This is a genomic window from Pseudoalteromonas sp. BZK2 (assembly GCF_014349195.1).
Lineage (GTDB): Bacteria > Pseudomonadota > Gammaproteobacteria > Enterobacterales > Alteromonadaceae > Pseudoalteromonas > Pseudoalteromonas simplex.
Window position 1 is genome coordinate 32,788 of the sequence record NZ_JACSOG010000024.1, and the last position, 23,866, is coordinate 56,653.

The following is a 23,866-nucleotide window of genomic DNA, read 5'->3' on the forward strand; positions in this document are numbered from 1 at the left end:
TACTTCTAATTATTTACCAACTTTAAGGATAGCTAAGAATGCATCTTGAGGTACTTCAACGTTACCTAGTTGCTTCATTCGCTTTTTACCTTCTTTTTGTTTTTGTAGCAGTTTCTTCTTACGGCTCACGTCACCACCGTAACATTTTGCGATTACGTTTTTACGTAATTGCTTAACGGTTGTACGGGCAATAACATGCTGACCAATCGCTGCTTGAATCGCAATATCAAACTGCTGACGTGGAATTAAGTCTTTCAGTGCTTCAGCTAACTGACGACCACGTGATTGTGCAATATCACGGTGAACAATAATCGCTAACGCATCAACACGCTCACCATTAATTAATACGTCAACACGTACCATGTCTGAAGCTTGGAAATGCTTGAAGTTATAATCAAGCGATGCAAAACCACGGCTTGTTGATTTTAACTTATCAAAGAAGTCCATGACTACTTCAGCCATCGGTAATTCGTACGTCACCGCAACTTGCTTACCATGGTAGCTCATTTTAGTTTGCATACCACGCTTTTCAACACAAAGCGTAATTACGTTACCTAAAAACTCTTGCGGAACTAATATGTTAGCTTCAACAATTGGCTCACGGATTTCAAGAATATTATTCACTGGCGGTAAGTCAGACGGGTTATCTATCTGTTTAGTTCCGTCTTTAGTCTCTACTTCGTAGATTACTGTTGGCGCAGTGGTAATAAGATCAATGTCGTATTCACGCTCAAGACGCTCTTGAATGATTTCCATGTGTAGCATACCTAAGAAGCCACAACGGAAACCAAAGCCTAGTGCTGTTGAGTTTTCTGGCTCGAAGAATAACGACGCATCGTTCAAGCTTAATTTATCAAGCGCATCACGGAATGACTCATAGTCATCTGATGAAATTGGGAACATACCTGCATAAACCTGCGGTTTAATGCGTTGGAAGCCCGGTAAACGCTCAGGCGCAGAATTACGTTGTAAAGTGATGGTATCACCAACTGGTGCACCATGGATTTCTTTAATACCCGCAATAACAAAGCCTACTTCACCGGTTTTTAAGATACCCGTGTTAGTTTGTTTTGGTGTGAAAATACCCACTTTATCTGCGATATGAACTTGATCATTCGACATGATCTTAATTTTATCGCCCGAGCGTAATTCACCATGTTTGATACGTACTAGTGATACAACGCCTTGGTATGGGTCAAACCATGAATCAATAATAAGCGCTTGTAGTGGCTTGTCTTTGTCACCTTCTGGCGGCGGAATATCTTTAACAATAATTTCGAGTACTTCTTCAATACCAATACCCGTTTTAGCACTACATTGCACTGCATCTAGGGCATCGATACCAATGATGTCTTCAATTTCTTCTGCTACACGAAGTGGATCGGCTTGTGGTAAGTCGATTTTATTTAGAACTGGAATAACTTCTAAGTCCATTTCGATTGCTGTGTAGCAGTTAGCTAAAGTTTGAGCTTCTACACCTTGACCCGCATCAACAACTAAAAGTGCACCTTCACAGGCTGCAAGTGAACGTGATACTTCGTATGTGAAGTCAACGTGTCCTGGCGTGTCGATAAAGTTTAACTGGTATGTTTCGCCGTCTTTAGCTTTATAATTTAGCGTTACACTTTGCGCTTTGATGGTAATACCACGCTCACGCTCTATGTCCATTGAGTCTAACACCTGCTGCTGCATTTCACGGTCTGTTAAACCACCACAAACTTGGATAAGACGGTCAGAGAGAGTCGATTTACCATGGTCAATATGGGCGATGATCGAAAAATTACGGATATGCTTCATAAACTGGATTCTAAACTTCTATATAAAATGGACTAAGTGTATAAAGCGACAATTTTACATTTAATTGGCTTTAATCACCATCTATTTGAGTGAAAGGAATAGTAATTGGGTGAATTTTTATTACTTTAATATCATGCTTCAGGCTCTTAACCCTTGATTTTGCTATCGCATAGCCCGTCAAACCACCAATCACGGCGGCTAAAATTTGCCAGCCTTCGGCAAGCGAAAAAGCCGAAAATGCGATTAAAGCAAACCCTAAACTAAACAAAAGGGGTAGCATGTAAACAGCCATAGCGTGTTTAACTAAGTGGCTATCATCGAGTGCTAAAGTTACTTTTTGCCCTACTTGGAGCTCTTTTTCGAAGGTATAAGGAAAGGTTTTTTTAGCTGTTCCAAACAGCTTTGCAAAAACTTGCGAACCACAACGACCATTACAGCCGGCACAGGCTTGCTTTTGTTCTGCTTCTAAATTCGCTGTCGTGCCTTTAACTGACACGACAGTGAGTGTTTGTTCAATCATGATTTAAAGAGGTCGCGCTACCGACTCAGCTATAGCTTTGGCTGTCATAGCTGGGATATTACCAACAACCGATACATCAAAGCTACCACCATTGTGCACATACACAGTCGTTGCACCTGAGGTTAAAGCGCCGCTTGCACGCTTTCCAGGTAACGGTCTTTGAATAAAAACAGACACTTCAACAAACCCATCTGAATATAAATAATAGTCAGCAAGTTCATTATTTAAATCAAGTTTATGGCGATCTGACTTTAATAACTTAAAGCCATCAGGGAGCCAACCAATTTTCCAATCATTCGCTGCGCCGTCACCATCGCTGGCTAAATCGTTAGTCGCAAGGACTGCTGGAAAGTCACGATTTTGCATTTCAACTAACATAGGTGCTGGCTGCTCTGTTACGCTGATATGAGTTAACTGTAACTGCTCAAGCATTTCACCTTTGTGATTCACATAGGCAGATTTAAGCAACAACGATGACTCAGTATCTAGCCAAATCCAATAGTTATATTTGTATTCATCTTTTGATTCGATACGCACTAACTGTGCTGAGCGCCCTGCAATACGGCCTTTTCCGCCAAGCACAAAATCATAGTGAGCGCTTAGTCGATTAATATCTTTAAAAAGTACTTCAGGAATTGGCCCGGCTATAGAGTCTGTTTTCACTGAATAAGGCTCAGAATGAGGCTCAAAATAGGTCACTTGATCGTCAACGCGCACCATTTCTAGGCCAGCGCCATTGAGTAAACTTAAATGCTCAAGCTCAATATCGCCTTGTTTTGCATGTAACCAGCGATAGGGTTCCATGGCTTGGCCTTTTACAACCACAAATGATGCGTCAAAGTTGCGAGTATGAACGGCCATAGCCATATCATTTAATAAAGTCTTGGCGGGATTTTCGTCGCTGGCAATGGCTGGAGCCGTTAATACCAGCGACAAAATAAAAGTAAAAACTTTCATTTAATTAGTTTTTTTCCTCGTCTGCATTTTCTGCAGTTTGCGATTTTTCTAGCGAATATGCAACACGTGCTTGACGTTGGTGCTCAAGCACTAATGCACCAATACGCTGTTGTTGTAACTCACGTAAACCTTGCTCTGCATTTTCTAATGCAGGTTGCTCAGATGAGTAACTAACAGGAGAAGCCATACCGGTTAATGGTACAGTTTGTAATGTTGGGATGTCATTTTGTGGCACTTCACTGTTTTGTGGCAAAGTTTGTACGCCCACAATAGCAAACATGGCAACACTAGCAGCAATGGCCACTTGGGCAAATGGACGACGCCAATTAAATGCTACTACGTTATCAGTGCCTGTTGCCGCCACGATTTCTTCGCTTTTTGGTGCCGTTGTTTTATTCGCGAAATCTGCGTAAACAGGTTCTTGCTCTAGTGATTCAGCCACTGCATCTGCAATGTCAAAATTAAAAGCGTTGTTATTTGCCTCAGCACGCATTACATCACCAATCAATGCGTAACGACCAAATGTAGACACATCGTCGTTTGTGATCGCTTGATCAGTTAACTGCTGCTCGCCGTCAAGTAACGCGGACAACTGCTCATTATCCAACTTGTTAACGTCTGCTTTTGTCATACTAAGACTCACCTATTAATGGATTCAATTTATTATCAATCGCCTCACGGGCACGGAAAATACGTGAACGCACCGTTCCCACAGGGCAATCCATAACCACGGCTATTTCTTCATAGCTCATACCTTCAATTTCACGAAGGGTAATCGCGGTTTTTAGATCTTCAGGCAAACTATCAATCGTATTAAAAATTACAGCACGTACTTCGTCACTTAATAACAGGTTTTCTGGCGATGCGTTTGAACGCATTGCATCTGCACTGTCATAAAATTCTGCTTCTTCGGCATCAACATCGTTAGCTGGGGGTTTGCGGCCCTGCGCAACTAAGTAATTTTTAGCACAATTTACGGCGATACGGTACAACCAAGTATAAAAGGCGCTATCACCTCTAAAGTTAGGTAAAGCACGGTAGGCTTTAATAAAAGCTTCCTGTGCGACATCAGCAACATCACCTTGGTTCGATACATAACGTGAAATCAAACCTGCAATTTTATTCTGATATTTTCTAACTAATAGGTTGAAGGCGTTTTTATCTCCTTGCTGGACCCTTTTAACTAGCGCTAAATCCAAATCCTGCTCGCTCATTCGAGCCGGTACTCCTCTGTTTGATTCTTGCTTGCTATTCATATACTCGCCATTGTTTACACAAACTCTGACTGCACCATGAATATAAAAGTTCAGTTTAAAATGATTTTTTTATAAAATAGCACGCAAATAAATTGAGTCATACCAATCTTATTACACGACAACCTCAATAACTGCTTAAGAATCAACGGTTATCTAAATTAAACTCACAATTTAAAACAGCTAACAATAAACTGTTTATGTGACGATAAAACTAATAAGATTGGTATAACGTATTAAAATGACTAATAGTGTTAAAGCAAATATGGTACATATACGTATACCACATAAAAATTTATTTGCTCAAACTTTTGACACTACTAGCCGAGCATTGTAACCGCAAAGACCACAGACATGAACCAAAATAAACATCACATTACTGATGTCGCTATCATTGGCAGCGGCGCCGCTGGCCTATCTCTTGCCTTATCACTTGCTAATCACTGTAAGGTGACAGTACTTAGTAAAGGCGCATTAACTGAGGGTTCTACCTTATATGCTCAAGGTGGTATTGCAGCAGTATTTGATAAAAAGAATGACAGCATTGAATCTCATGTTGAAGATACTCTCGATGCAGGCGGCGGATTATGTGACCGTGATGCGGTTCACTACACAGCAAGCAATGCTAAAAAATGTTTAAAGTGGCTGATTGAGCAAGGCGTACCTTTTGATATGGAGTTCGATTCAAAAGGTAAAGAACGTTTTCATTTAACTCGCGAAGGTGGTCACAGTCATCGCCGTATTTTACATGCCGCCGATGCCACTGGCCGAGCAGTGCAAACAACCTTAATTAGCCAAGTACAAGCCCACCCTAACATCACCTTGTTAGAAAATTACAATGCCATTGATTTAATCACAGATAAAAGCTTAGCCAAAAAAGGCAAGCATGTTCACGGCTTGTATGTTTGGAACTGTGTTGATAAAAAAGTTGAAACTATCGCTGCCAAGTTCGTATCACTGGCAACAGGTGGCGCAAGTAAAGTGTACCTATATACTTCTAACCCAGATGTATCAAGTGGTGATGGTATCGCAATGGCATGGCGTGCGGGGTGCCGTGTAGCCAATATGGAATTTAACCAATTCCACCCAACAAGTTTGTATCACCCAGAGCTGCAAAACTTTTTGATCACAGAAGCTATGCGCGGTGAAGGTGCGTATTTAAAACGCCCTGATGGCACTCGCTTTATGAAAGACTTTGATGAGCGCGAAGAACTTGCCCCTCGCGATATTGTTGCTCGTGCCATCGATTTTGAAATGAAACGCCTTGGTGCGAATTGTGTGTACCTTGATATTAGCCACAAAGATAAAGATTTTATCATTGAGCACTTCCCAACTATCTACGCAAAATGCTTAAGTGTTGGCCTCGACATTACCAAAGAAGCCATTCCTGTGGTGCCTGCTGCACACTATACCTGCGGCGGTGTTATGACCGACTTTAATGGCCGTACAGATTTAGATAACTTATATGCGGTTGGCGAAGTAGCTTACACAGGCTTACACGGTGCTAATCGTATGGCGAGCAACTCTCTACTTGAGTGCATTGTATTTGCCCATGCTGCCGCGAAAGATATTCTGAGCAAAATCGATGCAAGCCCTGCCCTTGAAGCCTTACCATTATGGGATGAAAGTCGCGTAACTAACTCAGACGAAGAAATCGTTATTACCCACAACTGGCATGAGCTAAGGTTATTTATGTGGGATTACGTGGGTATTGTACGCTCAACGAAACGTTTAGAACGTGCGCTTCACCGCGTTGAATTACTGCAGCAAGAAATTCACGACTATTACGCAAACTTTAGGGTGACAAATAACTTATTAGAACTTCGAAACCTAGTACAGGTTGCAGAGCTTATTATTCGCAGCGCCCTTGAGCGTAAAGAAAGTCGTGGTCTTCATTACACGATTGATTACCCAGAGCAAAACGAAAATCCAACACCGACAATTTTAACGCCTAAGTCGGTTGCTGCACTGCAATAATCGCGCGCTTTAAACGCGAGAAACTTTCTTCATCAACACTGGCTGAGCTGATAATCAGCCAGTGTGATTGATAAAACCCAGCTAACCTCAGCACCACAAAATTAGCAAACACATAACTTTTAGCCGTTATTTGGCCTTGTACTTTAAGTTTGTCGTTTACAAATCTAAGCTCTGCTTGCTCTAAAATTATAAAACCCTTTTCAGGTTGTGCTTGTTGGACTTTTTTAAAACTAAGAATGGCTAAGAAAAAGCACGCAAAACAAGCCAACAGCTGAGCGATAACATGCTGATAAGCAAAACATAAAATAATGGCTGTTAAGCAAAAAAAGACCACAAAGGGTTTGTGGTCGGGGGTGTTATTTGTAACGGTAAATCTATACACGAACTCGGTCTAAAATTAACGTAACCATGCCGTTTAGCTCAGGGTCTTTACACTCTTCATGACCCATAAACCATGCAAATAAATCAGGATCATCGCACTCAAGTAAGCGTTGAAAAACGGCTTGCTGTTCTTTTGATAGTGAGTCAAACGCTTCTTCAACGAATGGCATAAATAAAACATCTAGTTCTAACATACCGCGACGGCATGCCCAACGAATACGTTCTTTACTGTGAATTTCAGTCATTTTAAACCTCGTACTTATTTGTCTGCAGTTTACCAAATTGCTATCGAATAAACAGCTATTTAAATTGCTACCCTAACTAAGTTATCATTAGCGCTCATTCATATCGTAAAGAAGGTTTTTATGTCGACTGTTTACGCATGTCCTTTATCTTATTCACTTATCAGCCTAACTGGCAAAGATAAGTTGTCTTACCTTCACGGACAAATTACGCAAGATATCAACAAATTAACTGATGATAACTTCCTTTGGGCTGGCCACTGTAATGCAAAAGGCAAGCTTTGGGGTGTATTTAGGTTGTTTTCACACCTTGATAGCTATTACCTTGCAGGGTCAAAACCTGAGGTAGAGCAATCGCTAGTCGAGTTAAAAAAATACGCCGTTTTTTCGCAAGTAGAAATTCAGCAATCTGAAAAACCGCTAATTGGCTTACTAGGTGATGACCTAACAGCGACACTAGAAACCTTAGCAATTAATTTTGACAGTGAGCACAGCGCAGTCGATTTTGCTGGCGGTAAAGCGTTAAAGCTTGCAGATAACCGCGTATTGCTTATGGTCAACGAAGAATTTAGCTTACCTGATAACGTCACAGCTCTTGATGATGACGCGTTATGGCAACAGGCAGCTATTGCCGCAGGCGAGCCGTCATTAAACAGCGACGCTATTGGCGAATACGTACCGCAAATGGTTAACTTGCAAGCGCTTGGTGGTATCAGTTTCAGAAAAGGTTGCTACACAGGGCAAGAAACTGTCGCCCGTATGAAATACCTAGGCAAAAATAAACGTGCTATGTACATAGTTTCGGGCAAAGCTGAAGGCTTACTTGACGAGCTTGAACTCGAAACACAAATGGGCGAAAACTGGCGCCGTGCTGGCAAGCTTATTAGCCAAAGTTTTAATCAACAAACGCAAACCTTAATGGGCCTTGTTGTGCTTCCGAACGATAATGAAGCTGGCCAAATTTTGCGAGCTAAACACCTCCCTCAGGTAGAGTTATCTATTCAAGCTCTGCCTTACTCTCTCGAAGATGAATAAATAGGAATGACTATGATCGTAGCAGCAAACAAAGTGGTAAAAATGCATTATTCAGTATTGGATAATAACAAAAACACCATCGACAACTCTTTCGATGGCGAGCCACTGGTGTTTATCGTTGGCACGGGTTTTTTAATTCCAGGCCTCGAAAATGCGCTATTAGGTAAAGAAGCGGGCGACACATTCAGCGTAACTGTTGAACCAGAGCAAGGCTATGGTGAGCGTCACGATGACCTAATGCAAGCAGTGCCAAAATCAATGTTTGAAGGTATGGAAATTGAAGTGGGTATGCAGTTCCGCGCTACGACTGACGCTGGCGACCAATCAGTGATGATCATCGAAATTCAAGACGAAGACGTTATTGTAGATGGTAACCACCCACTTTCAGGTATTACCCTTCATTTTGATGTTGAAGTACTTGAAGTACGCGATGCAACTGAAGAAGAATTAGCACATGGTCATGTGCACGGTGAAGGTGGTTGTGGTCACAGCCACTAAACCATTACTATAAAAAAAGCGCCACTGGCGCTTTTCTTATATATGTTCGACTACTTCTTCTGCATCCACAGAAGCGTCTGTCACAGGTTCTGCAATATGTTCTCTAAGCGCAGCCAGTAAACCTTCTTGGTCATTGGTTCCTAAGCGATAGTGCGTGCCGTCTTTCATTGCCAATTCAACAGCACTAAACCCAGATACACTGTAAACCCAGCCATCATGCGTGATACGCAGACCAATACCATGTCGAAAAGAGTTACTCACAGCCCGAACAGATTCAATCTCATCAAAAGTCACGGTTTTTCCAAATACACCCGGACCGAATGCCCAGCTTACTGTTTTATCGCTCACCTTGATGGTTAAGCCATGAAACAAAAAAGCCACCAGCACTAAGATAGCGCTAAACACCATAAGAGGAATATCTGCACCAATTAAGTTCCAAGCTAAGGCAATGAAGCCGCCAATCCAGCCTAAAATAACAAAAATAAAAATAGCGTACTGTTTATGTTGATACATTCTGAAGTATTCTCTTAAAAGCTATAAACAAAGGTTGCACTCAGCTCAGAATCGTACTTGAGCTTATCTTCCTCTGGTTTTGAGTTATAGCGATACATGTAGGTAAATTTGAGTGATACATCACCCATAATTTTGCTGATCAGGGATGTTTCTGATTTTAAACGCGAGTTTAACCCTGACAATGATTGTTCATAACTGACATCTTGATTAAAGCGAGTACGAGCAGAAACCGTACGCTCCCACTGCAGCGCTAGACGAAGCAGGTAACCGGTTTTTGTTTCATCTTCTTCTGTTGCTGTCTCTTGATCAGCCACCGAGCGGTATAAACCTGGGCCCACATCGATATCGACTTTATTCTTGCTGCCTTGGTAAATGCGGTTACCGTAACCCGTCGCTATGGTGCTCTTAAACTCAAGACCACTAAACTTATCTCGCTCGTAGTCACCGTAAATGAAAAATGACTCATTTTTCACATTTAGCTTATAGTTACCTTGGCCTGATACAAAAATACGGTCAGCAGAAACTTCTTCATCACCGGTTTCTTCATTACGGTCACGTTTGTATAAAGTATCGAGCTTAAATTGGTTACGCCACTTTTCGAAATCTTGGTAAAGGTTACCTTTAAGTTTGAAACTAGTTGAGTTGGTATTACCGCGGCTTACCATAAAACCAAACTCCATATCTCCGTACAGCAACTCGCCTTTATGAATTTTATGGATTTCTTCTTCTGATAATTGCCCGTACTCATGAAAGTCTTCAAACGGATCAACAGCAAAAGCCTGCCAACTGCAAACTAGCAGGGCGGGCAAAATAATTCGTTTTATTGAATTAAAACAACTAAAAGTAGAGTCAAACATCGGCTGGAGAGTTATTCGCTATCTTTCCAAAGAATGTGGCAAAACGGTGCATCTTTGTCTCGGCTAATTAAAATTTTCGCAAACAAGATATCTTGATTGTCGAATTCAAGTCCTACTAAGACTTGCACAAATAGCTCAGGTTCAATTTCTAGTGCAACAAAATCTTGCCACTGCTCGTCAGGCTCACCTTCTTCAATAAAGCCAAGCTCTTCTCTGTGCTCGTTAAAATCAGCAATATCTTGCTCGCTTAAATTATCAGGCGCTAATTCTAAAAAGATATCATAAGCCTGATGAGTTACTTCTTCTTCACTGTATAAGCGTGGACCAGCCATTCCTTAAACCTCTGCACATGTGTATCGCTTTGAATCTGGCTATGATAACAAACCTCTTTTGAGTTTTACCAAAAAAAAAGCCAGGTTGCCCTGACTTTTTTGTAATTAATAACAGATTTTATTCCGCACTTGCTGTGCCTTTTATCTTTTCGCGCATTGATTGCACGAGCGTATAAAATAGCGGAACAAGTAAGGTGCCAAAAATGGTTGCAGCTAACATCCCGAATAACACGGTAATACCGAGCGATATTCGACTGCCAGCCCCTGCGCCACTTGCAAACACCAGCGGTAATACGCCAAGTACAAACGACAATGCCGTCATCAATACAGCCCTAAAGCGTAATCTTGCCGCATTAAGAGCCGCTTCAAAAATACCTTTACCTGCCGCACGCTCTTCCATAGCAAATTCAACAATCAAAATAGCGGTTTTGGTGGATAGGCCAATCAGTAGCACTAAACCAACCTGCGCATAGATGTTGTTTTCCATACCAATCACATACAGCGCAAGCATGGCACCAAATAACGCCAACGGTACCGCTGCAATGACCGAAAACGGAATTGTCCAGCTTTCGTATTGCGCAACCAAGAATAGATACACAAATACCACCGCTAAGCCAAATAAGATTGGCGCCATATTACCCGCTTCAATCTCTTGTTTAGACTGCCCAGCCCACTCATACACATAGCCTGTAGGTAATTGCTCAGCTAGCTCTTGCATTGCTTTAATGGCATCACCACTGGCATAACCCGCTGCAGGTTGTCCGCTAATGCTTGCACTGCGATATAAGTTAAAGTGCGTTAAGCTTGTAGGGCCTAAAATTGGCTCGAGCTTAGCCAATGTAGTGAGCGGCACCATTGCTCCCTCATCATTACGTACATAGTAATACTGTAAGTCTGCTGGGTTTTGACGAAAACGGCTTTCCGCCTGCATGATAACGCGGTAAGTACGGCTAAATTGGTTAAAGTCATTTATGTATAACGAGCCAAGTTGCGCCTGCAAGGTTAAGAAAATATCGCTAAGCGCCACCCCTTGAGCTTTTGCCTTATTACGGTCAATTTCAAGAAAATACTGCGGCACATTTGCTCTAAATGTACTGTAAACATTTGACAGCTCTGGACGCTGGTTCGCTTCATAAATTAAGCCATTTAACACTTGTGCAAGTTCAGCAGGCTCGCGTCCTTCACTGTCTTGCAACCTAAACTCAAAGCCTGCGCTTGTGCCAAGTCCAGGTATTGAAGGCGGATTAAAGGCCATGATTTGCGCATCTGGCATCGCCCAGAACTGCCCCATCAGGCGCGTTAGTACTGCACGTAAGCCAAGCTCTGGGCTGGTACGCTCTTCCCAATCCTTGAGTACCACAATACCAAGCGCATTATTAGAACCCGCACCACCGAGTAATGAAAAGCCAGAAACCGCAATAAAGTCAGTTGCCGCTGGTTCATTTTTTACAATCTCGCCCAGCTTATGCATTACATCTTGGGTACGACCGCTAGCTGCCGCATCTGGTAATTGCACATCAACAAAAAGAAAGCCTTGGTCTTCTGCTGGTACAAAGCCTGTAGGCACTGTTTTTACTAGCCAACCTGCAGCCGCAAAAATAACCACCGCAAACAATGCCATTCTCGCGGTACGTTTGAGGATAAAGTTAATAACTTTACTGTAGCCATTGGTCGAACGAGTAATGATATTTTCGAATGGGGCTAACCACTTAATCGGCTTCATGGCTTTTTCATTTAACAATAAAGCACACAATGCAGGGCTTAATGTCAGTGCGTTTAAAGAAGAAATGAGTACCGCAAATGAAATCGTCACCGAGAATTGTTTATAAAGCTCCCCGGTTATTCCCGGCATAAAGCCTACTGGCACAAACACCGCAAGCAATACTAAGGTCGTTGCCACGATTGGCCCCGATACCTGCTCCATCGCTTTGGTAACCGCTTCTTTAATTGGCAGCTTTTCTTCTTTTAGTATTCGCTCAACGTTTTCAATAACGATAATGGCATCATCGACCACAATACCGATTGCAAGTACTAAACCAAACAAGGTGATTAAGTTGATGGAGTAATCCATCATCATCATAAACGCGAAAGTCCCCACCAAGGATACCGGAATAGCCACCGTTGGAATGAGCGTAGCGCGCCAATTTTGTAAGAATAAAAATACCACTAAAATAACCAAGCCAACCGCTTGGACAAGGGTGACAACCACTTCATCAATCGAGCGATTGATGAACTCTGTGGTGTCATAAGGAATCGAGTACTCAACACCATCAGGTAGCTGTTTAGCAAGCTCTGCCATACGGGCTTTTACATCAGCAGCTACTTGCGTCGCATTCGCTTCTGTTAGCTGATAAATAACGATGAATGCAGTGTCTTGCTGGTTTAACTTTGCTGTTGTGCTGTAGCTTGCTGCACCTAATTCAATACGGGCAATATCATTCAAGCGCACAAAGTTACCATCTTTGCTCGAGCGGATAATGGTTTGGCCAAACTCTTCAGGGGTTTTTAAGCGCCCTTTAGCCTGAATCGAATACTCAAATTGCTGACTCGGTGCTGAGGGTGCAGCACCCAGCTTACCCGCGGCTACGATGGTATTTTGCTCTTGCAGCGCTGCTTGAACTTCTGACACAGTTAAACCTAAAGATGCCATTCGATCTGGGCGTAACCATAAACGCATTGAATAGGTTTGTTCCCCCATTACTTCAGCAGAGGCAACCCCATTAATACGGCCAAGTGGCTCGGTTAAGTAGTTGGTTGCATAGTTGCTTAAGAAAATAGCGTCGATATTTTCTTGATTAGAGTACAGGTTGATACCGAGAAGCATCGAACTCGACTTTTTCTTAACCGATACACCTTGGCGTTTAACTTCTTCAGGTAACCCTGCTTCAGCAAGTGCCACACGGTTTTGTACGTTAACTTGGGCTATATCCGTGTCTGTACCGACTTTAAAGTAAACAGTTATGTTGGCCGTGCCGTTATTCGACGATGTTGATTCGATATACATCATATCTTCAACGCCATTAACTTGCTCTTCTATGGGCCGGATCACCGACTCTTCAACAATTTGCGCACTTGCACCCGGGTAATTGGCACTAATTTGTACTTGCGGAGGGGTTATTTGCGGGTACATATTCACTGGCAGCAAAGCCATTGAAATTAAACCCGCAATGGTAATAACAATCGAAATTACCAAGGCAAATTTTGGGCGAGATATAAAGGTTTTACTGATCATATCTCACTCCTAAGAGTTAGCTTTGCTAGAAATAGTGCCGGTTGTTTCATCGACATTTTTTTCAACAGCTTTCACTTCAGCGCCTTGGCGTACCTTTTGTAAACCTTCAATAATGACTTTTTCACCCGCTTCTAAGCCTGACTCAACCACCCACATTGCATTAATACGACGACCCAGCTTAACAATCCGCATAGCCACTTTGTTTTCGTCATCAACAACGAGCACAAACTTACCTTGCTGGTTTTCTTGCACTGCAACTTGAGGAATGAGTGCCAAGTCTTGTTTATTCGTACTTTCAACGATTAAAGTGACGAATAGACCCGGCATAACGATGCCATCAGGGTTATCAAAAGCGGCTCTTAGTTCAACCGTGCCTGTATTGCGGTTAATTTTGGTATCTGCAAAATCAAGTTCGCCTTTATCAGCAAAAGTTGAGTTGTTTGGTAAACGCAAAGTTAAGTCGATAGGCACATCACGAGGGTCTTTATCTGAAGGTGCTTGATTATTTTGGCGATAAGAGATGTAGTCAGCTTCTTCAACCTGAAAACTTACATAAATTGGGTCAACATCGGTCAGCTCTGCAAGCTCATTGGATGATGGCCCAACAATATTACCCACATCATAGTTCACTTTACCGATGCGCCCTGCAAACGGTGCACGTATCTCAGTATAGCTTAAATTAAGTTTTGCTTTTTCAAGCTCAGCTTCCGCGGCTTTTACAGCTGCTGTAGCCTGTTCAAAATTCGTGGTGAGTTTATCGAGATCTGATTGCGAAATAAAACCTTGCGCAGCCACATCTTTACCACGTTTTAAATCTCTTTCAGCGGCGCCCGCTGCGGCAATTTTACTTTTTAAATCAGCTTCAACTTCTGCAACAGTTGAGCGATACTCAGATGGGTCAATACGTAATAAAAGCTGATCTTTCTCAACCGATGAGCCTTCATTAAAGTGGCGTTCAATGAGTTCACCCTCAACTCGGGCTCTAATCGCAACCTCTTGGAATGCTTCAGTACGCGCGACAAACTCTCGGTAATTACCAACTTCCTGTGTGACGACATTAAATACTGATACGGCCGGTGGCGGCGTAGTTTGTTGTTGTGCTTTATCATCTGAACAGCCAACTAATGTAGTTGTTAATGCGACAGAAATTGCAGCAAAAGCCAAAGAACGAGATGATTGTTTAGTTATGCGAGCTGTTTTGCCCATCAGCATATATTTACTCCTAGTAGCGCGACTTAAAACTAAGTCTAGTCGTGTCATGAGATTTTGCGAAAGTATCTAACTAATCACAAAACAAAGCTAGCTGCGAACTAGCACCTTTGTTTTAAAAATATACACCAATTTGTAACTAAATATATGACAAGGTTACCCATTTTTGGAAAATATAATGATTACTTGCGACACATCAGCAATTCTTTACTTAGATGTAATTAACTCGTAAGCTCTAACAAACAGGTCAGAGGAGTCACCATGATAAAACTAGAAATAAAACAACAAGTCGCATGGGTTAGCCTTGCTCGTCCCGAGAAACAAAATGCACTCAGTTTTGCTATGTTCGTTGAGCTTTCAAACGTAATCAAAGAAATTAAACGTGATCGCAGCTTGCGTGCGGTGGTTATCTCTGGAGAAGGTGAGCATTTTTGCTCTGGACTGGATGTTGCTGCAGTGATGAAAAAGCCAAGCAATATCATCAAGCTTTTATTCAAATGGTTACCAGGAAACCAAAATCTAGCGCAAAAAGTGGTGCTAGGTTGGCAAGACTTAAGTATTCCGGTGATAGCAAAAGTAACCGGACACTGCTTTGGTGGCGGTATGCAAATCGCACTCGGCGCTGATTATCGCATCGTCGATAAAAACGCTAAATTAGCGATCATGGAAGCCCGGTGGGGCTTATGCCCTGATATGGGGGCTAACGTGGTGCTTGCAGGTTTAATGAAGCGTGACCAAGCACTTTGGTTAGCAAGTCATGCAGGTCCTGTCTCAGCTGAAGACGCTAAAGAATATGGCTTAGTTACACAACTTACTGATGACGTTGATAAACAAACCGATGCTGTACTAGAAACCCTCATGGCGCGCTCGCCAGATACCCTTGCTGCAATTAAACGAATCACACAGCAAAGCTATCGCTCACAGCAGCGCAAGATTCTCGCTAAAGAAACCTGGAGTCAAATTCGCTTACTGATGAATCCAAATACTAAAAAAGCGATTGCAAAAGCGAAAGGCGCAGAGGATATCAAGTTTAATAATGCCAAATCATGGTAAGCTAAAGTCGCATAGTACAACTGACAAGGGTATGATGTAGTTGTACTTTATTCGCAATTATCCTGACTTATGAAATACCTTATCAGTAGCGTTATTATTCTTACCTGCTTAGCCGTTGCAAAGTTTTTAACGGCTTTGCTTGAAAGCTCATTCCCTGCTCCATTACTCGGTATGGTGTTACTGCTCGTGCTACTGTTAACAGGCCTCGTTAAAGAACAGCATTTGAAACCAACAGCCAGCCCTTTACTTAATTACATGCCGTTGTTTTTCATCCCTGCAGGGGTTGGTATTATTGAACATCTGGGTTTAATTTCACAGAACTGGCCTTTATTACTGACTATTTTTATAGTCGTGCCGCTGAGTAGTGTTTTAATCATAGGCGCTGTTATCGCATATTTTAAGGGCCGTGAAAATGACAGTTAGTTTATGGTGGCTCAGCGTCCCGTGCATTATTGTACTTTTCTTAGTTCTGCGGTTTTTAAACGCGAAAACCCAGCACGCCACGGCTAAAGCGCTTAGTAACCCAGTGTGCTGGGCAATAGTGTTAACTGCAGCCTTGTTAGTGGCGCTTAAGCTCCCCTATAAGCCTTTTGCCGAGCACAGTAAAGTTCTAAGCTGGTTGCTTGAGCCTGCCATTGTGGCATTGGCTTTACCGCTTTATCAGCAATTTATCCATGTCAAAAAGAACCTGCTGCTAATTCTCATAAGTTGTAGTTTAGGGGTGATCAATGCCACCTTTGTCGCGTCGCTTATTTGTTATTTTTTTGCAGCCCCAGCACAGTTAAGTGCATCCCTAGCGAGTTTGTCTGTAACAACCCCCATCACCTTGTTAGTGACAGAGTCACTAGGCGGTATACCCTCTTTAGCGGCAGCCATGGTGATTTTTATTGGTGTACTTGGGGCTATATTCGGTAATTTGATTTTCTCGCTGATAAATATTCGCAATGCCCAAGCAAAAGGCGTTGCCATTGGTACGGCTTGCCATGCCATTGGCACAGCATCATTGATTAGTGATCAGCCAAAAGCGGGTGCCTTTGCCTCTGTGGCGATGGCATTAAGTGCGCTACTCAGTGCTATAATCGTGCCGCTACTCTATCCTGTAATACAGCATGTTCTGGTATAGTCAGAATTCGCAGTAACCTTGTTAGGAAAACACATGATTGACTCAGAAATACAACAAGTCGAAAAATACTACAATCTAATCATGGAATATTTGGTCACCTACAGTATGCAAATTTTAGGTGCTATCTTAATTCTATTTATTGGCCTATGGATTGCGCAAAAAGTATCGAACATGGTTGCTGGCCTCATGCAACGTCACAATATCGATATTACCCTCACCAACTTTGTCAGTAATGTCATCAAAGTATTGCTGATCATTATGTTCTTAGTTATTGCCCTTGGCAAAATTGGCATTAGCGTGACCCCATTTGTCGCTGCCATTGGTGCCGCATCTTTAGGTGCTGGTTTAGCAATGCAAGGCATGCTTTCAAACTACGGTGCGGGCCTTGCTATCATTGCAACAAGGCCATTTGTTGTTGGCGATACCATCGAAGTAAAAGGCGTCAGTGGGCAAGTTAAAACCATTGAACTTGGTCACACTATTCTGATTAACGAAGAAAAAGTCGAAATCACCATTCCTAACAAACATATTGTTGGCGAAATTATACATAACTCGTTTAGCTATTCGTTAGTTAAAGGTGAAATAGACATCGCTTATGATGCCAATGCAGACCTTGCAATTGAGCTTATCGAAAAGGTGCTAAACGATCATGAGCTAGTTAGTGATTCTCCTCATGCACAAGTCGGTATCGAGCGCTTTGCTGAGAGCGGTGTTACCTTGAGCTATCGCTTTTGGGTGCCAACCACCAAAATTATTGAGACTAAATTAGCGGTGAACCGCAATGTATTTAAAGTAATTCAAGAGGCGGATATCGAAATACCTTTCCCACAACGAATTGTTACCCTCAACCAAACTAATGATAAAGGCGCTTAAAGCGCCTTTTTTGCAGCTCGTCGACAGAGATTGTGTTTACTCAAAAGATTGTAGTACAATTTAAATGATAACAATTACTATCATCAATTAACGTCGGGCTATTTTTACCATGAGTAAACGTCTTTGGTTCCAACTACATGGTTGGTTTTCGCTCCCAGTATGGGTGCTATTTTGCTTTATTTGCGTCACAGGCACTGTATCTGTGATAAGCCATGAGCTTACTTGGCTGACCAACAGTGAAGCACGTGCAAACAACCCAAATGATTTACCAGCACTTGGTGTTGATCAAGTTATTAATAGCGTTGAAAAAGCCTACCCGACTGCCGATGTAATGAGTGTACTCAATTATGAGCCTTACTTGGTAAATGCGGTTATTTTCACTGATACCGACAAACCTTACGCTGTGGCTTACGTCAATCAATACACTGGCGAAGTACAAGCGGTTAATGAAACGATCTCATTCATTGAATTTATGCGTACCCTGCACGGCTGGCTATTCTTCCCTTGGCAAGAGGGTTACAGCGTAGGTTACTATCTTGTCAGCGCCATGGCTTTTGTTATTTTAGGTGCACTAGTAACAGGCTTAGTGATTTATAAAAACTTTTGGCGTGCATTTAGTCAGCCAAAACTACGTTTTAACCAAGGCAAAAAAACCTTCCTAAAAGATTTACATACCCTAAGTGGCGTTTGGTCAATTTGGTTTATGGCAGTAATGGCACTCACAGGCCTGTGGTATTTAGTGCAAGCCATCATGTGGCATAACGAAATAGACATAGAAGAGCATGCACCGCTCGTGGCGGTTTCAACTTTGCCTGCGAATAAACAAACACCGCCAACCGATTTAAAAGCGGCACTGGCTATTACCAAAGAGAAATTCCCAGATTTCAAACCTAGTTATGTGATGCTGCCAGAGCATAACCGCGGCATGTTTAATATCATGGGCAGTGGCGATACTATTTTCTACGATAACTACGCTTACTCAACTTCAATCAATCCTTGGACGGGTGAAATTGCAGCAAGTAAAAGCCCAGAAACCATGTCGGGATTACTCACCCTTTCGCATATCGCCGATCCGCTGCATTACGGTAATATTGGCGGTCTGTGGACAAAGGTTATTTGGTTTATCTTTGGTTTGATTTTAAGTGGTATGTCGATCACTGGTTTTATGATGTACGCCGCAAAATTAGTAAATAACAAACCTGTAAAAGCGCGCCAATCAGCGCCAGTGAATAACGTTCAGGAGGCAAACTAATGGCTCGTTTACAAGCAACTTGGTGGCAACGTAAAAAGTATGTTTTACATGCTGTGGTACTGGCTTTACCTGTATGGTTTATTTATCAGTCATTAAACCCTCAGTTTCCTGCACTTTGGCAAGAGCAACAAGCGGGCGAATTTAAAATCGCCCCGATGCCGCTAAATGAAGATGCCCCGTACTCACACCACAATGAGTATGTGAAGGATTTCTTTATCGCCTTTAATCAAGGTGACATAAGCAATGTTCGACAGGCGTATTTAAATATTGGCCAAGCGCCTTTAGCACTAACGGAGTTTGCTAAAGATGAAGAAGGCATAATGCATGGCACCAATCATGGTCAGCACGCCCATGCGATAGCTCCTAAAACCATATCAGCAGATGATAAACTGTGGATCACCATCCAAACTTGGCAAGGCCAACTGCATACCCTCAAATGGGATATTCCCAGCCAGTTTATTACTCAATAACATCCGAAAAGCCACTCACTGAGTGGCTTTTTTGTATCTCAGCTAAACACTAAAGTCCCTTCCAAAACAGTTGAAGGTAAAATTTTTGTTAATTATTTTTACCATTAACCTTTACAAAGGTAATAATATAATAAAGTATTATAAATAGTTTTCATTTGCACCATTACTCTTAATTAATTGGTGTTGATCAAAACTCATCCAAGGAGCAGAACACACAAGGAAAGCTCAATAACAATGATTTGGAGACACAATGATACTTTCAAAAAAAGCCCTAGCTGCACTCAGCTTGGCAGCAACACTCATACTGCCCAATGCTTATGCGATTGATAATGGCGTATACACCATTAAATCAAAGTACAGTGCTAAATTTGTTGAAGTAGCCAGCGCGCAAACCAACGATGGTGCGAATGTTAGTCAGTGGGCTGACACTAATCACGACACCCAGCGCTGGTTAATCACTAACATAGGTGGCAGCAACTATTCGGTTATTAACTTAAACAGTGGTAAAGCCCTCGAAGTGTTTGACTTCTCGACTGCCGATGGCGGTAATGTGGTGCAATATGAGTATGCTGATGTTGCCAGCCAACACTGGCAAATTAATGATGAAGGTAGCGGCTATTACAGCTTCATTAACGATCACAGTGGCAAGGCACTCGACCTTTATGCTTTTAATGGCAACGATGGCGCGAATATTAGCCAGTGGAGCTACAACGGCAGCGATGCACAGCAGTGGCAGCTAACCAAGCTTGCTAATGTTGAATCAACCCCTTGGGATCCATCCACAACCAATGGCGCAGCAGATCACTGGCCACTTACAGGTAATTTAGTCACCCACGATCCAACCCTTGGCTATGAAAATGGCACTTGGTGGGTTTTTCAAACTGGCCCTGGTATTTACGGTAAATATTCAAGCAACGGTGTAGATTGGAATGATGCGCAACCAATTTTCTCAAATGGTTTAAGCTGGTGGAGCAACTATGTGCCAGATCATGATGGAATTGATGTCTGGGCGCCTGAATTAAAAAGCTACAATGGTCGTAGCTGGCTTTATTATTCGATTTCGACCTTTGGTTCACGTGTTAGCGCTATTGGCCTTACATCAGCAAGCAGTGTAGCAGCCGGTGATTGGCGTGATGATGGTTTAGTCATTAACACGACCAATAGCAATAATTATAACGCCATTGACCCTGATCTTGTGGTGGCAAAAGATGGTGCACCTTGGCTTGCCTTTGGTTCATGGAATTCGGGTATTAAACTAACACGTATTAACCCAATGACCATGAAACCATTTGGTCAAATCTACTCTTTAGCAAGTCGCTCTGGTGGCATCGAAGCGCCTACCATAGTGTATCGCCAAGACTATTACTATTTGTTTGTTTCAGTTGGCAAATGCTGTGATGGCACGAATAGTACTTACCGTATTGCGTATGGTCGCTCTAGTGACATCCGCGGCCCATACCTAGATAAAAATGGCACCGACATGCTAGCTAGCGGCGGTAGCATTCTAGATGCGGGTAACAGCCAATGGGTAGGTCCAGGGGGACAAGACATTTTAAATACCGATGTGATTGTTCGTCATGCCTATGATGCAGGTGACAATGGCACCCCTAAATTGCTCATCAGCACCCTGAATTGGGATGCAAACGGTTGGCCTAAATACTAGTTCTCCCCACTAAGCGCGTGCAAGCGCGCTTTTTACAATCTATCTAATATACTGCGAACAAATTCAGAATTAAGAATCTGAGTAACTGCTCCGCTACACCACAAATAGGCACGTTGAATCGGATAACCTTTAAAAATCCAACGCTTACGCACATGATTAAAGTCATGCAAATAATCCGCTTTTGCTTGCGGTAACGAGTCTTTGGCTAACTTCTGCCACGCCTTATAAACCCCACTCATATCGGCACCACGCATAAAACGCTGTAACCAGCGCGGAAAGCGTGCAAAGCGAATCGCTGACTGAAAATCAATAATATAAGGCTTGCCATCTTTTGAACAAATCACATTTCCCAAATTACGTAAATCCAGATGCACCACCCCGCGGCGATGCATTTTTGCTACCAAACGCTCAAACTCTTTAAAGAAATCACCCGGTAAATGCTGCTGTTGCAAGGCAAGCTGGCGAAGTGGCGTGCCTTCAATAAAATCATAAGCGATGGCAATTGATGACAAACGACAAAAGTTATCGACCACTCCGTCTACGTCTTGCAGGCGTGCCAGCCCCTTGTACTCTTGATTGATAAATAGCGGCGCGATGGTTTTTCTCACCCACCACGGGCTGTGCTGAAAGTCTTTAATAATTAGATCAAATTGCGCGTCTTTATAACGATAAACAATGGCATTGGCAAAGCGGCCTGTGTGAACAACCGACAAACCTTCTGGGCTAAATTGATGAGCTGGAAATTGAGCGTGAAGCTGCGCAAGCAAAGATGATTCAAACATAACAACCCGGACTTGTTAAAATTAAATGCCTAGGCAACTATATTATCAAAATGCATCTACAGCGACAATGTACCGCTTAGAGAAATTTATGCTTTTAAATTATGAATTGCTCTAAACAGTAAGCTTGCGAGTTGCTTTTGCTCATCATCAGAGAAGCCTGTGAGTGCTTTGCGATAGATATCATTTACAGTGGGTAAAATTTCCGGGTAGAGCTGTTGGCCTTTTTCTGTGAGGCATAAAAGAGTTGAACGGCGATCTTCAACTGACTGCTTCTTAGCAACTAAGCCCTTGTCTTCTAAACGAGAAAGTAATCGACTCATGGCACCACGGTCATACACCATGTGCTCACAAAGCTCAGCCAAGGTATTTACTTTACCGCGTGCAAGTAGCACAACCACGATGTACTGAGCCGAGGTTAGCTCTTTATCCTCTAACGCATTATCAAGATGAGTCACCAGATTTGAACGTAAATAAGAGACTAAGCGACCTAAGTCTTGTACGGGATCTAAATCTTCAATACAGCACTGGCCAATTGATGCAGGTTCTTTCATATTTCCTCTAAAGCGATGAATAGCAATTCATAGACAGTTAATCGGCAAAATAATTCAATCCTATTAGATTGCTTCAACGGCTATGAATAGTGTAGCGTGAAGAAGCGTACTAACTGTCGGGGGCGTTATGCTAACTAAACAACATATTATCAAGTATTTATCTCTTACAATACTGCTACTTCTTTGTTGGCTAGAGCATTATAACCATTTCATTATGCGCTTTATCGACAGCGCCCTTGTACAATCAACCCTAGTGTATGCTTCATCTCGTACAGTTAATGCTGCTATATCGCTATTGCAATCAGCCGAAGTGGGCATTGGTATTGCCAGTATTCAACCTGCACAACTACTCGACCCAGTAAATGACCTAGCTGAATACATGTCGGATGCTATGCGCCTTGCAATAGGCTCGTTATTTTTACAGCGCATTTTATACACCATTTCTTCTGGGGTTATTTTTAGTGGTGTTTTTACTGTTTCGGTCGTCGCTTACTTTATCTGTGAATGGCGTAACTATTTACCTAACTTACGTCATAAGATTATGGCAAGCCTGATTTTAATTCGCTTTTTAGTGCCTGCGGTGGTGCTGACAACAGGCCTCGTCAGCCAGATATTCTTAGATGAGCAAATTAACCAGCAAAGTGAGCTGGTGAGCGAGAAAGTCGAGACAGTGAATAGCAGTGCAAATAATACCTCGGCCTTATCTGCCAAGCTAAAGGCCGAGGTCGATAGTGAAAAACAAACCATCTTCGACAAGCTCTCGCTATTAAATGAGCAGCAGATTAAGAACCACCAGCAAGCGACAGAACTCAAAGTTAAGCTAACAGAGGTCGATAGCCAAATAGAAGCGATTCAAGCAACTCGCAGCTTGTCTGAGCGACTGACCTTTACTGAGCTTGAACAAGCCAAGCCATTACTTGATAAAAAGCAGCAATTAACAGCGCAGTTTAATGCGGTACTAAACCAGCAAAGACAGCTGAACCTAGACAAAGACGCCTTAAACGAACAACTAGAAAACTTAAATGCATCACTTAACCAAGACCAATCATCGCAAGTGAGCAAAATTATCGATACCGTCACCTCTGGCATTAGCAACATGGTGGCAGCCGTCGAAGACTTATTCATCGACTTTTTGAATATCTTGTCTCTACTAATTTTAAAGCTGTTATTAATGCCGCTAATATTTTTATACCTATTTAACAAAGCCTTTAAGGCTATTTGGCAGCGCCGCTTTATGGATATGGTAATACAAACAAAGCAACTGGCTGTTAATCGCTGATATTTCAACTAAAGTTA

General features: G+C 42.4%; 25 protein-coding genes. 11 read left to right on the top strand and 14 right to left on the bottom strand.

Annotated features, from left to right (window positions below; translation table 11 throughout):
* Positions 1–9: 9 nt before the first annotated feature.
* From lepA to rpoE, 5 genes are all read right to left on the bottom strand, one after another.
* Positions 10–1,797 carry a translation elongation factor 4 gene (lepA, locus tag BIZ38_RS14650; protein WP_054554335.1) on the bottom strand — a complete coding sequence of 596 codons (1,788 nt, stop codon included), beginning with the start codon at positions 1,795–1,797 and terminating at the stop codon, positions 10–12.
* 70 nt (positions 1,798–1,867) lie between these two features.
* On the bottom strand, positions 1,868–2,317 hold the full coding sequence (locus BIZ38_RS14655; protein WP_054554334.1) for a SoxR reducing system RseC family protein: 450 nt from the start codon (positions 2,315–2,317) through the stop codon (positions 1,868–1,870).
* A gap of 3 nt (positions 2,318–2,320) precedes the next feature.
* On the bottom strand, positions 2,321–3,274 hold the full coding sequence (locus tag BIZ38_RS14660; RefSeq protein WP_054554333.1) for a MucB/RseB C-terminal domain-containing protein: 954 nt from the start codon (positions 3,272–3,274) through the stop codon (positions 2,321–2,323).
* Positions 3,275–3,278: 4 nt separating this feature from the next.
* Positions 3,279–3,905: a sigma-E factor negative regulatory protein gene (locus tag BIZ38_RS14665; RefSeq protein ID WP_054554332.1), complete on the bottom strand. Its 627-nt coding sequence runs from the start codon at positions 3,903–3,905 to the stop codon at positions 3,279–3,281.
* A 1-nt stretch (position 3,906) separates the two neighbouring features.
* Positions 3,907–4,488, bottom strand: a complete 582-nt coding sequence (rpoE, locus tag BIZ38_RS14670; protein WP_036969086.1) for an RNA polymerase sigma factor RpoE — start codon at positions 4,486–4,488, stop codon at positions 3,907–3,909.
* A gap of 393 nt (positions 4,489–4,881) precedes the next feature.
* Between rpoE and nadB the strand changes: the two genes are divergently transcribed.
* Complete coding sequence (nadB, locus tag BIZ38_RS14675) at positions 4,882–6,504, top strand: L-aspartate oxidase (RefSeq protein ID WP_054554331.1); 1,623 nt, start codon at positions 4,882–4,884, stop codon at positions 6,502–6,504.
* On the opposite strand, the gene BIZ38_RS14680 is transcribed toward nadB, so the two are convergent.
* Both BIZ38_RS14680 and BIZ38_RS14685 read right to left on the bottom strand, forming a co-directional pair.
* Positions 6,479–6,886: a protein YgfX gene (locus tag BIZ38_RS14680; protein WP_138600272.1), complete on the bottom strand. Its 408-nt coding sequence runs from the start codon at positions 6,884–6,886 to the stop codon at positions 6,479–6,481. The genes nadB and BIZ38_RS14680 overlap by 26 nt on opposite strands.
* The gene (locus BIZ38_RS14685) at positions 6,879–7,130 is read right to left on the bottom strand and encodes a succinate dehydrogenase assembly factor 2 (protein ID WP_054554329.1); all 252 of its coding nucleotides are present in this window, start codon (positions 7,128–7,130) and stop codon (positions 6,879–6,881) included. The genes BIZ38_RS14680 and BIZ38_RS14685 overlap by 8 nt, the downstream gene beginning before the upstream one ends.
* Before the next feature lie 120 nt (positions 7,131–7,250).
* On the opposite strand from BIZ38_RS14685, the gene ygfZ reads away from it, so the two are divergent.
* Together ygfZ and BIZ38_RS14695 are read left to right on the top strand one after the other, a co-directional pair.
* A complete protein-coding gene (ygfZ, locus tag BIZ38_RS14690; protein ID WP_187490605.1) occupies positions 7,251–8,162 on the top strand; it encodes a tRNA-modifying protein YgfZ in 912 nt (303 codons plus the stop codon).
* Positions 8,163–8,174: 12 nt separating this feature from the next.
* Complete coding sequence (locus BIZ38_RS14695) at positions 8,175–8,660, top strand: peptidylprolyl isomerase (RefSeq protein ID WP_054554327.1); 486 nt, start codon at positions 8,175–8,177, stop codon at positions 8,658–8,660.
* 36 nt (positions 8,661–8,696) lie between these two features.
* Here BIZ38_RS14695 and BIZ38_RS14700 read toward each other — a convergent pair whose 3' ends face one another.
* From BIZ38_RS14700 to BIZ38_RS14720, 5 genes are all read right to left on the bottom strand, one after another.
* The gene (locus tag BIZ38_RS14700) at positions 8,697–9,173 is read right to left on the bottom strand and encodes a hypothetical protein (protein WP_187490606.1); all 477 of its coding nucleotides are present in this window, start codon (positions 9,171–9,173) and stop codon (positions 8,697–8,699) included.
* Positions 9,174–9,187: 14 nt separating this feature from the next.
* Positions 9,188–9,982, bottom strand: a complete 795-nt coding sequence (locus BIZ38_RS14705) for a YdiY family protein (protein WP_370316364.1) — start codon at positions 9,980–9,982, stop codon at positions 9,188–9,190.
* 59 nt (positions 9,983–10,041) lie between these two features.
* A complete protein-coding gene (locus BIZ38_RS14710; RefSeq protein WP_054554325.1) occupies positions 10,042–10,362 on the bottom strand; it encodes an HI1450 family dsDNA-mimic protein in 321 nt (106 codons plus the stop codon).
* Between the two features lie 118 nt (positions 10,363–10,480).
* Positions 10,481–13,594 (bottom strand): efflux RND transporter permease subunit, encoded by a 3,114-nt coding sequence (locus BIZ38_RS14715; RefSeq protein WP_054554324.1) that lies wholly within the window; start codon positions 13,592–13,594, stop codon positions 10,481–10,483.
* Between the two features lie 9 nt (positions 13,595–13,603).
* Positions 13,604–14,806, bottom strand: coding sequence for an efflux RND transporter periplasmic adaptor subunit (locus BIZ38_RS14720; protein WP_228482648.1), 1,203 nt, complete (start codon positions 14,804–14,806; stop codon positions 13,604–13,606).
* Between the two features lie 258 nt (positions 14,807–15,064).
* On the opposite strand from BIZ38_RS14720, the gene BIZ38_RS14725 reads away from it, so the two are divergent.
* From BIZ38_RS14725 to BIZ38_RS14755, 7 genes are all read left to right on the top strand, one after another.
* Entirely contained in the window at positions 15,065–15,856 is a 792-nt protein-coding gene (locus BIZ38_RS14725; protein WP_187490607.1) for a crotonase/enoyl-CoA hydratase family protein, read from the top strand.
* 69 nt (positions 15,857–15,925) lie between these two features.
* A complete protein-coding gene (locus BIZ38_RS14730; RefSeq protein ID WP_138619385.1) occupies positions 15,926–16,279 on the top strand; it encodes a CidA/LrgA family protein in 354 nt (117 codons plus the stop codon).
* A complete protein-coding gene (locus BIZ38_RS14735; RefSeq protein WP_187490608.1) occupies positions 16,269–16,979 on the top strand; it encodes an LrgB family protein in 711 nt (236 codons plus the stop codon). The genes BIZ38_RS14730 and BIZ38_RS14735 overlap by 11 nt, the downstream gene beginning before the upstream one ends.
* 33 nt (positions 16,980–17,012) lie before the next feature.
* On the top strand, positions 17,013–17,852 hold the full coding sequence (locus BIZ38_RS14740; protein WP_054554320.1) for a mechanosensitive ion channel family protein: 840 nt from the start codon (positions 17,013–17,015) through the stop codon (positions 17,850–17,852).
* A gap of 109 nt (positions 17,853–17,961) precedes the next feature.
* Positions 17,962–19,104 carry a PepSY-associated TM helix domain-containing protein gene (locus BIZ38_RS14745; RefSeq protein ID WP_054554319.1) on the top strand — a complete coding sequence of 381 codons (1,143 nt, stop codon included), beginning with the start codon at positions 17,962–17,964 and terminating at the stop codon, positions 19,102–19,104.
* A complete protein-coding gene (locus tag BIZ38_RS14750) occupies positions 19,104–19,574 on the top strand; it encodes a hypothetical protein (RefSeq protein ID WP_054554318.1) in 471 nt (156 codons plus the stop codon). The genes BIZ38_RS14745 and BIZ38_RS14750 overlap by 1 nt, the downstream gene beginning before the upstream one ends.
* Positions 19,575–19,824: 250 nt before the next feature.
* Positions 19,825–21,237 (top strand): family 43 glycosylhydrolase, encoded by a 1,413-nt coding sequence (locus BIZ38_RS14755; RefSeq protein WP_187490609.1) that lies wholly within the window; start codon positions 19,825–19,827, stop codon positions 21,235–21,237.
* Between the two features lie 32 nt (positions 21,238–21,269).
* Here the strand turns inward: BIZ38_RS14755 and BIZ38_RS14760 are convergent, their stop codons facing one another.
* Both BIZ38_RS14760 and BIZ38_RS14765 read right to left on the bottom strand, forming a co-directional pair.
* Positions 21,270–22,019 carry an RIO1 family regulatory kinase/ATPase gene (locus BIZ38_RS14760; protein ID WP_054554316.1) on the bottom strand — a complete coding sequence of 250 codons (750 nt, stop codon included), beginning with the start codon at positions 22,017–22,019 and terminating at the stop codon, positions 21,270–21,272.
* An 86-nt stretch (positions 22,020–22,105) separates the two neighbouring features.
* Positions 22,106–22,570, bottom strand: coding sequence for a MarR family winged helix-turn-helix transcriptional regulator (locus BIZ38_RS14765; RefSeq protein WP_054554315.1), 465 nt, complete (start codon positions 22,568–22,570; stop codon positions 22,106–22,108).
* Between the two features lie 127 nt (positions 22,571–22,697).
* On the opposite strand from BIZ38_RS14765, the gene BIZ38_RS14770 reads away from it, so the two are divergent.
* Positions 22,698–23,849, top strand: a complete 1,152-nt coding sequence (locus BIZ38_RS14770; RefSeq protein WP_054554314.1) for a hypothetical protein — start codon at positions 22,698–22,700, stop codon at positions 23,847–23,849.
* The last annotated feature ends 17 nt before the right edge of the window (positions 23,850–23,866 follow it).

What these genes read in the sequence shown, in the direction of transcription:
- BIZ38_RS14765 (WP_054554315.1), bottom strand. Translation starts at nt 22,570, where the DNA reads ATGAAAGAACCTGCATCAATTGGCCAGTGCTGTATTGAAGATTTAGAT.
- BIZ38_RS14745 (WP_054554319.1), top strand. Translation starts at nt 17,962, where the DNA reads ATGAGTAAACGTCTTTGGTTCCAACTACATGGTTGGTTTTCGCTCCCA.
- BIZ38_RS14700 (WP_187490606.1), bottom strand. Translation starts at nt 9,173, where the DNA reads ATGTATCAACATAAACAGTACGCTATTTTTATTTTTGTTATTTTAGGC.
- ygfZ (WP_187490605.1), top strand. Translation starts at nt 7,251, where the DNA reads ATGTCGACTGTTTACGCATGTCCTTTATCTTATTCACTTATCAGCCTA.
- BIZ38_RS14695 (WP_054554327.1), top strand. Translation starts at nt 8,175, where the DNA reads ATGATCGTAGCAGCAAACAAAGTGGTAAAAATGCATTATTCAGTATTG.
- BIZ38_RS14735 (WP_187490608.1), top strand. Translation starts at nt 16,269, where the DNA reads ATGACAGTTAGTTTATGGTGGCTCAGCGTCCCGTGCATTATTGTACTT.
- rpoE (WP_036969086.1), bottom strand. Translation starts at nt 4,488, where the DNA reads ATGAGCGAGCAGGATTTGGATTTAGCGCTAGTTAAAAGGGTCCAGCAA.
- BIZ38_RS14740 (WP_054554320.1), top strand. Translation starts at nt 17,013, where the DNA reads ATGATTGACTCAGAAATACAACAAGTCGAAAAATACTACAATCTAATC.
- BIZ38_RS14715 (WP_054554324.1), bottom strand. Translation starts at nt 13,594, where the DNA reads ATGATCAGTAAAACCTTTATATCTCGCCCAAAATTTGCCTTGGTAATT.
- BIZ38_RS14755 (WP_187490609.1), top strand. Translation starts at nt 19,825, where the DNA reads ATGATACTTTCAAAAAAAGCCCTAGCTGCACTCAGCTTGGCAGCAACA.
- BIZ38_RS14655 (WP_054554334.1), bottom strand. Translation starts at nt 2,317, where the DNA reads ATGATTGAACAAACACTCACTGTCGTGTCAGTTAAAGGCACGACAGCG.
- BIZ38_RS14760 (WP_054554316.1), bottom strand. Translation starts at nt 22,019, where the DNA reads ATGTTTGAATCATCTTTGCTTGCGCAGCTTCACGCTCAATTTCCAGCT.
- BIZ38_RS14770 (WP_054554314.1), top strand. Translation starts at nt 22,698, where the DNA reads ATGCTAACTAAACAACATATTATCAAGTATTTATCTCTTACAATACTG.
- BIZ38_RS14685 (WP_054554329.1), bottom strand. Translation starts at nt 7,130, where the DNA reads ATGACTGAAATTCACAGTAAAGAACGTATTCGTTGGGCATGCCGTCGC.
- BIZ38_RS14660 (WP_054554333.1), bottom strand. Translation starts at nt 3,274, where the DNA reads ATGAAAGTTTTTACTTTTATTTTGTCGCTGGTATTAACGGCTCCAGCC.
- BIZ38_RS14750 (WP_054554318.1), top strand. Translation starts at nt 19,104, where the DNA reads ATGGCTCGTTTACAAGCAACTTGGTGGCAACGTAAAAAGTATGTTTTA.
- BIZ38_RS14665 (WP_054554332.1), bottom strand. Translation starts at nt 3,905, where the DNA reads ATGACAAAAGCAGACGTTAACAAGTTGGATAATGAGCAGTTGTCCGCG.
- BIZ38_RS14710 (WP_054554325.1), bottom strand. Translation starts at nt 10,362, where the DNA reads ATGGCTGGTCCACGCTTATACAGTGAAGAAGAAGTAACTCATCAGGCT.
- lepA (WP_054554335.1), bottom strand. Translation starts at nt 1,797, where the DNA reads ATGAAGCATATCCGTAATTTTTCGATCATCGCCCATATTGACCATGGT.
- BIZ38_RS14720 (WP_228482648.1), bottom strand. Translation starts at nt 14,806, where the DNA reads ATGCTGATGGGCAAAACAGCTCGCATAACTAAACAATCATCTCGTTCT.
- nadB (WP_054554331.1), top strand. Translation starts at nt 4,882, where the DNA reads ATGAACCAAAATAAACATCACATTACTGATGTCGCTATCATTGGCAGC.
- BIZ38_RS14725 (WP_187490607.1), top strand. Translation starts at nt 15,065, where the DNA reads ATGATAAAACTAGAAATAAAACAACAAGTCGCATGGGTTAGCCTTGCT.
- BIZ38_RS14730 (WP_138619385.1), top strand. Translation starts at nt 15,926, where the DNA reads ATGAAATACCTTATCAGTAGCGTTATTATTCTTACCTGCTTAGCCGTT.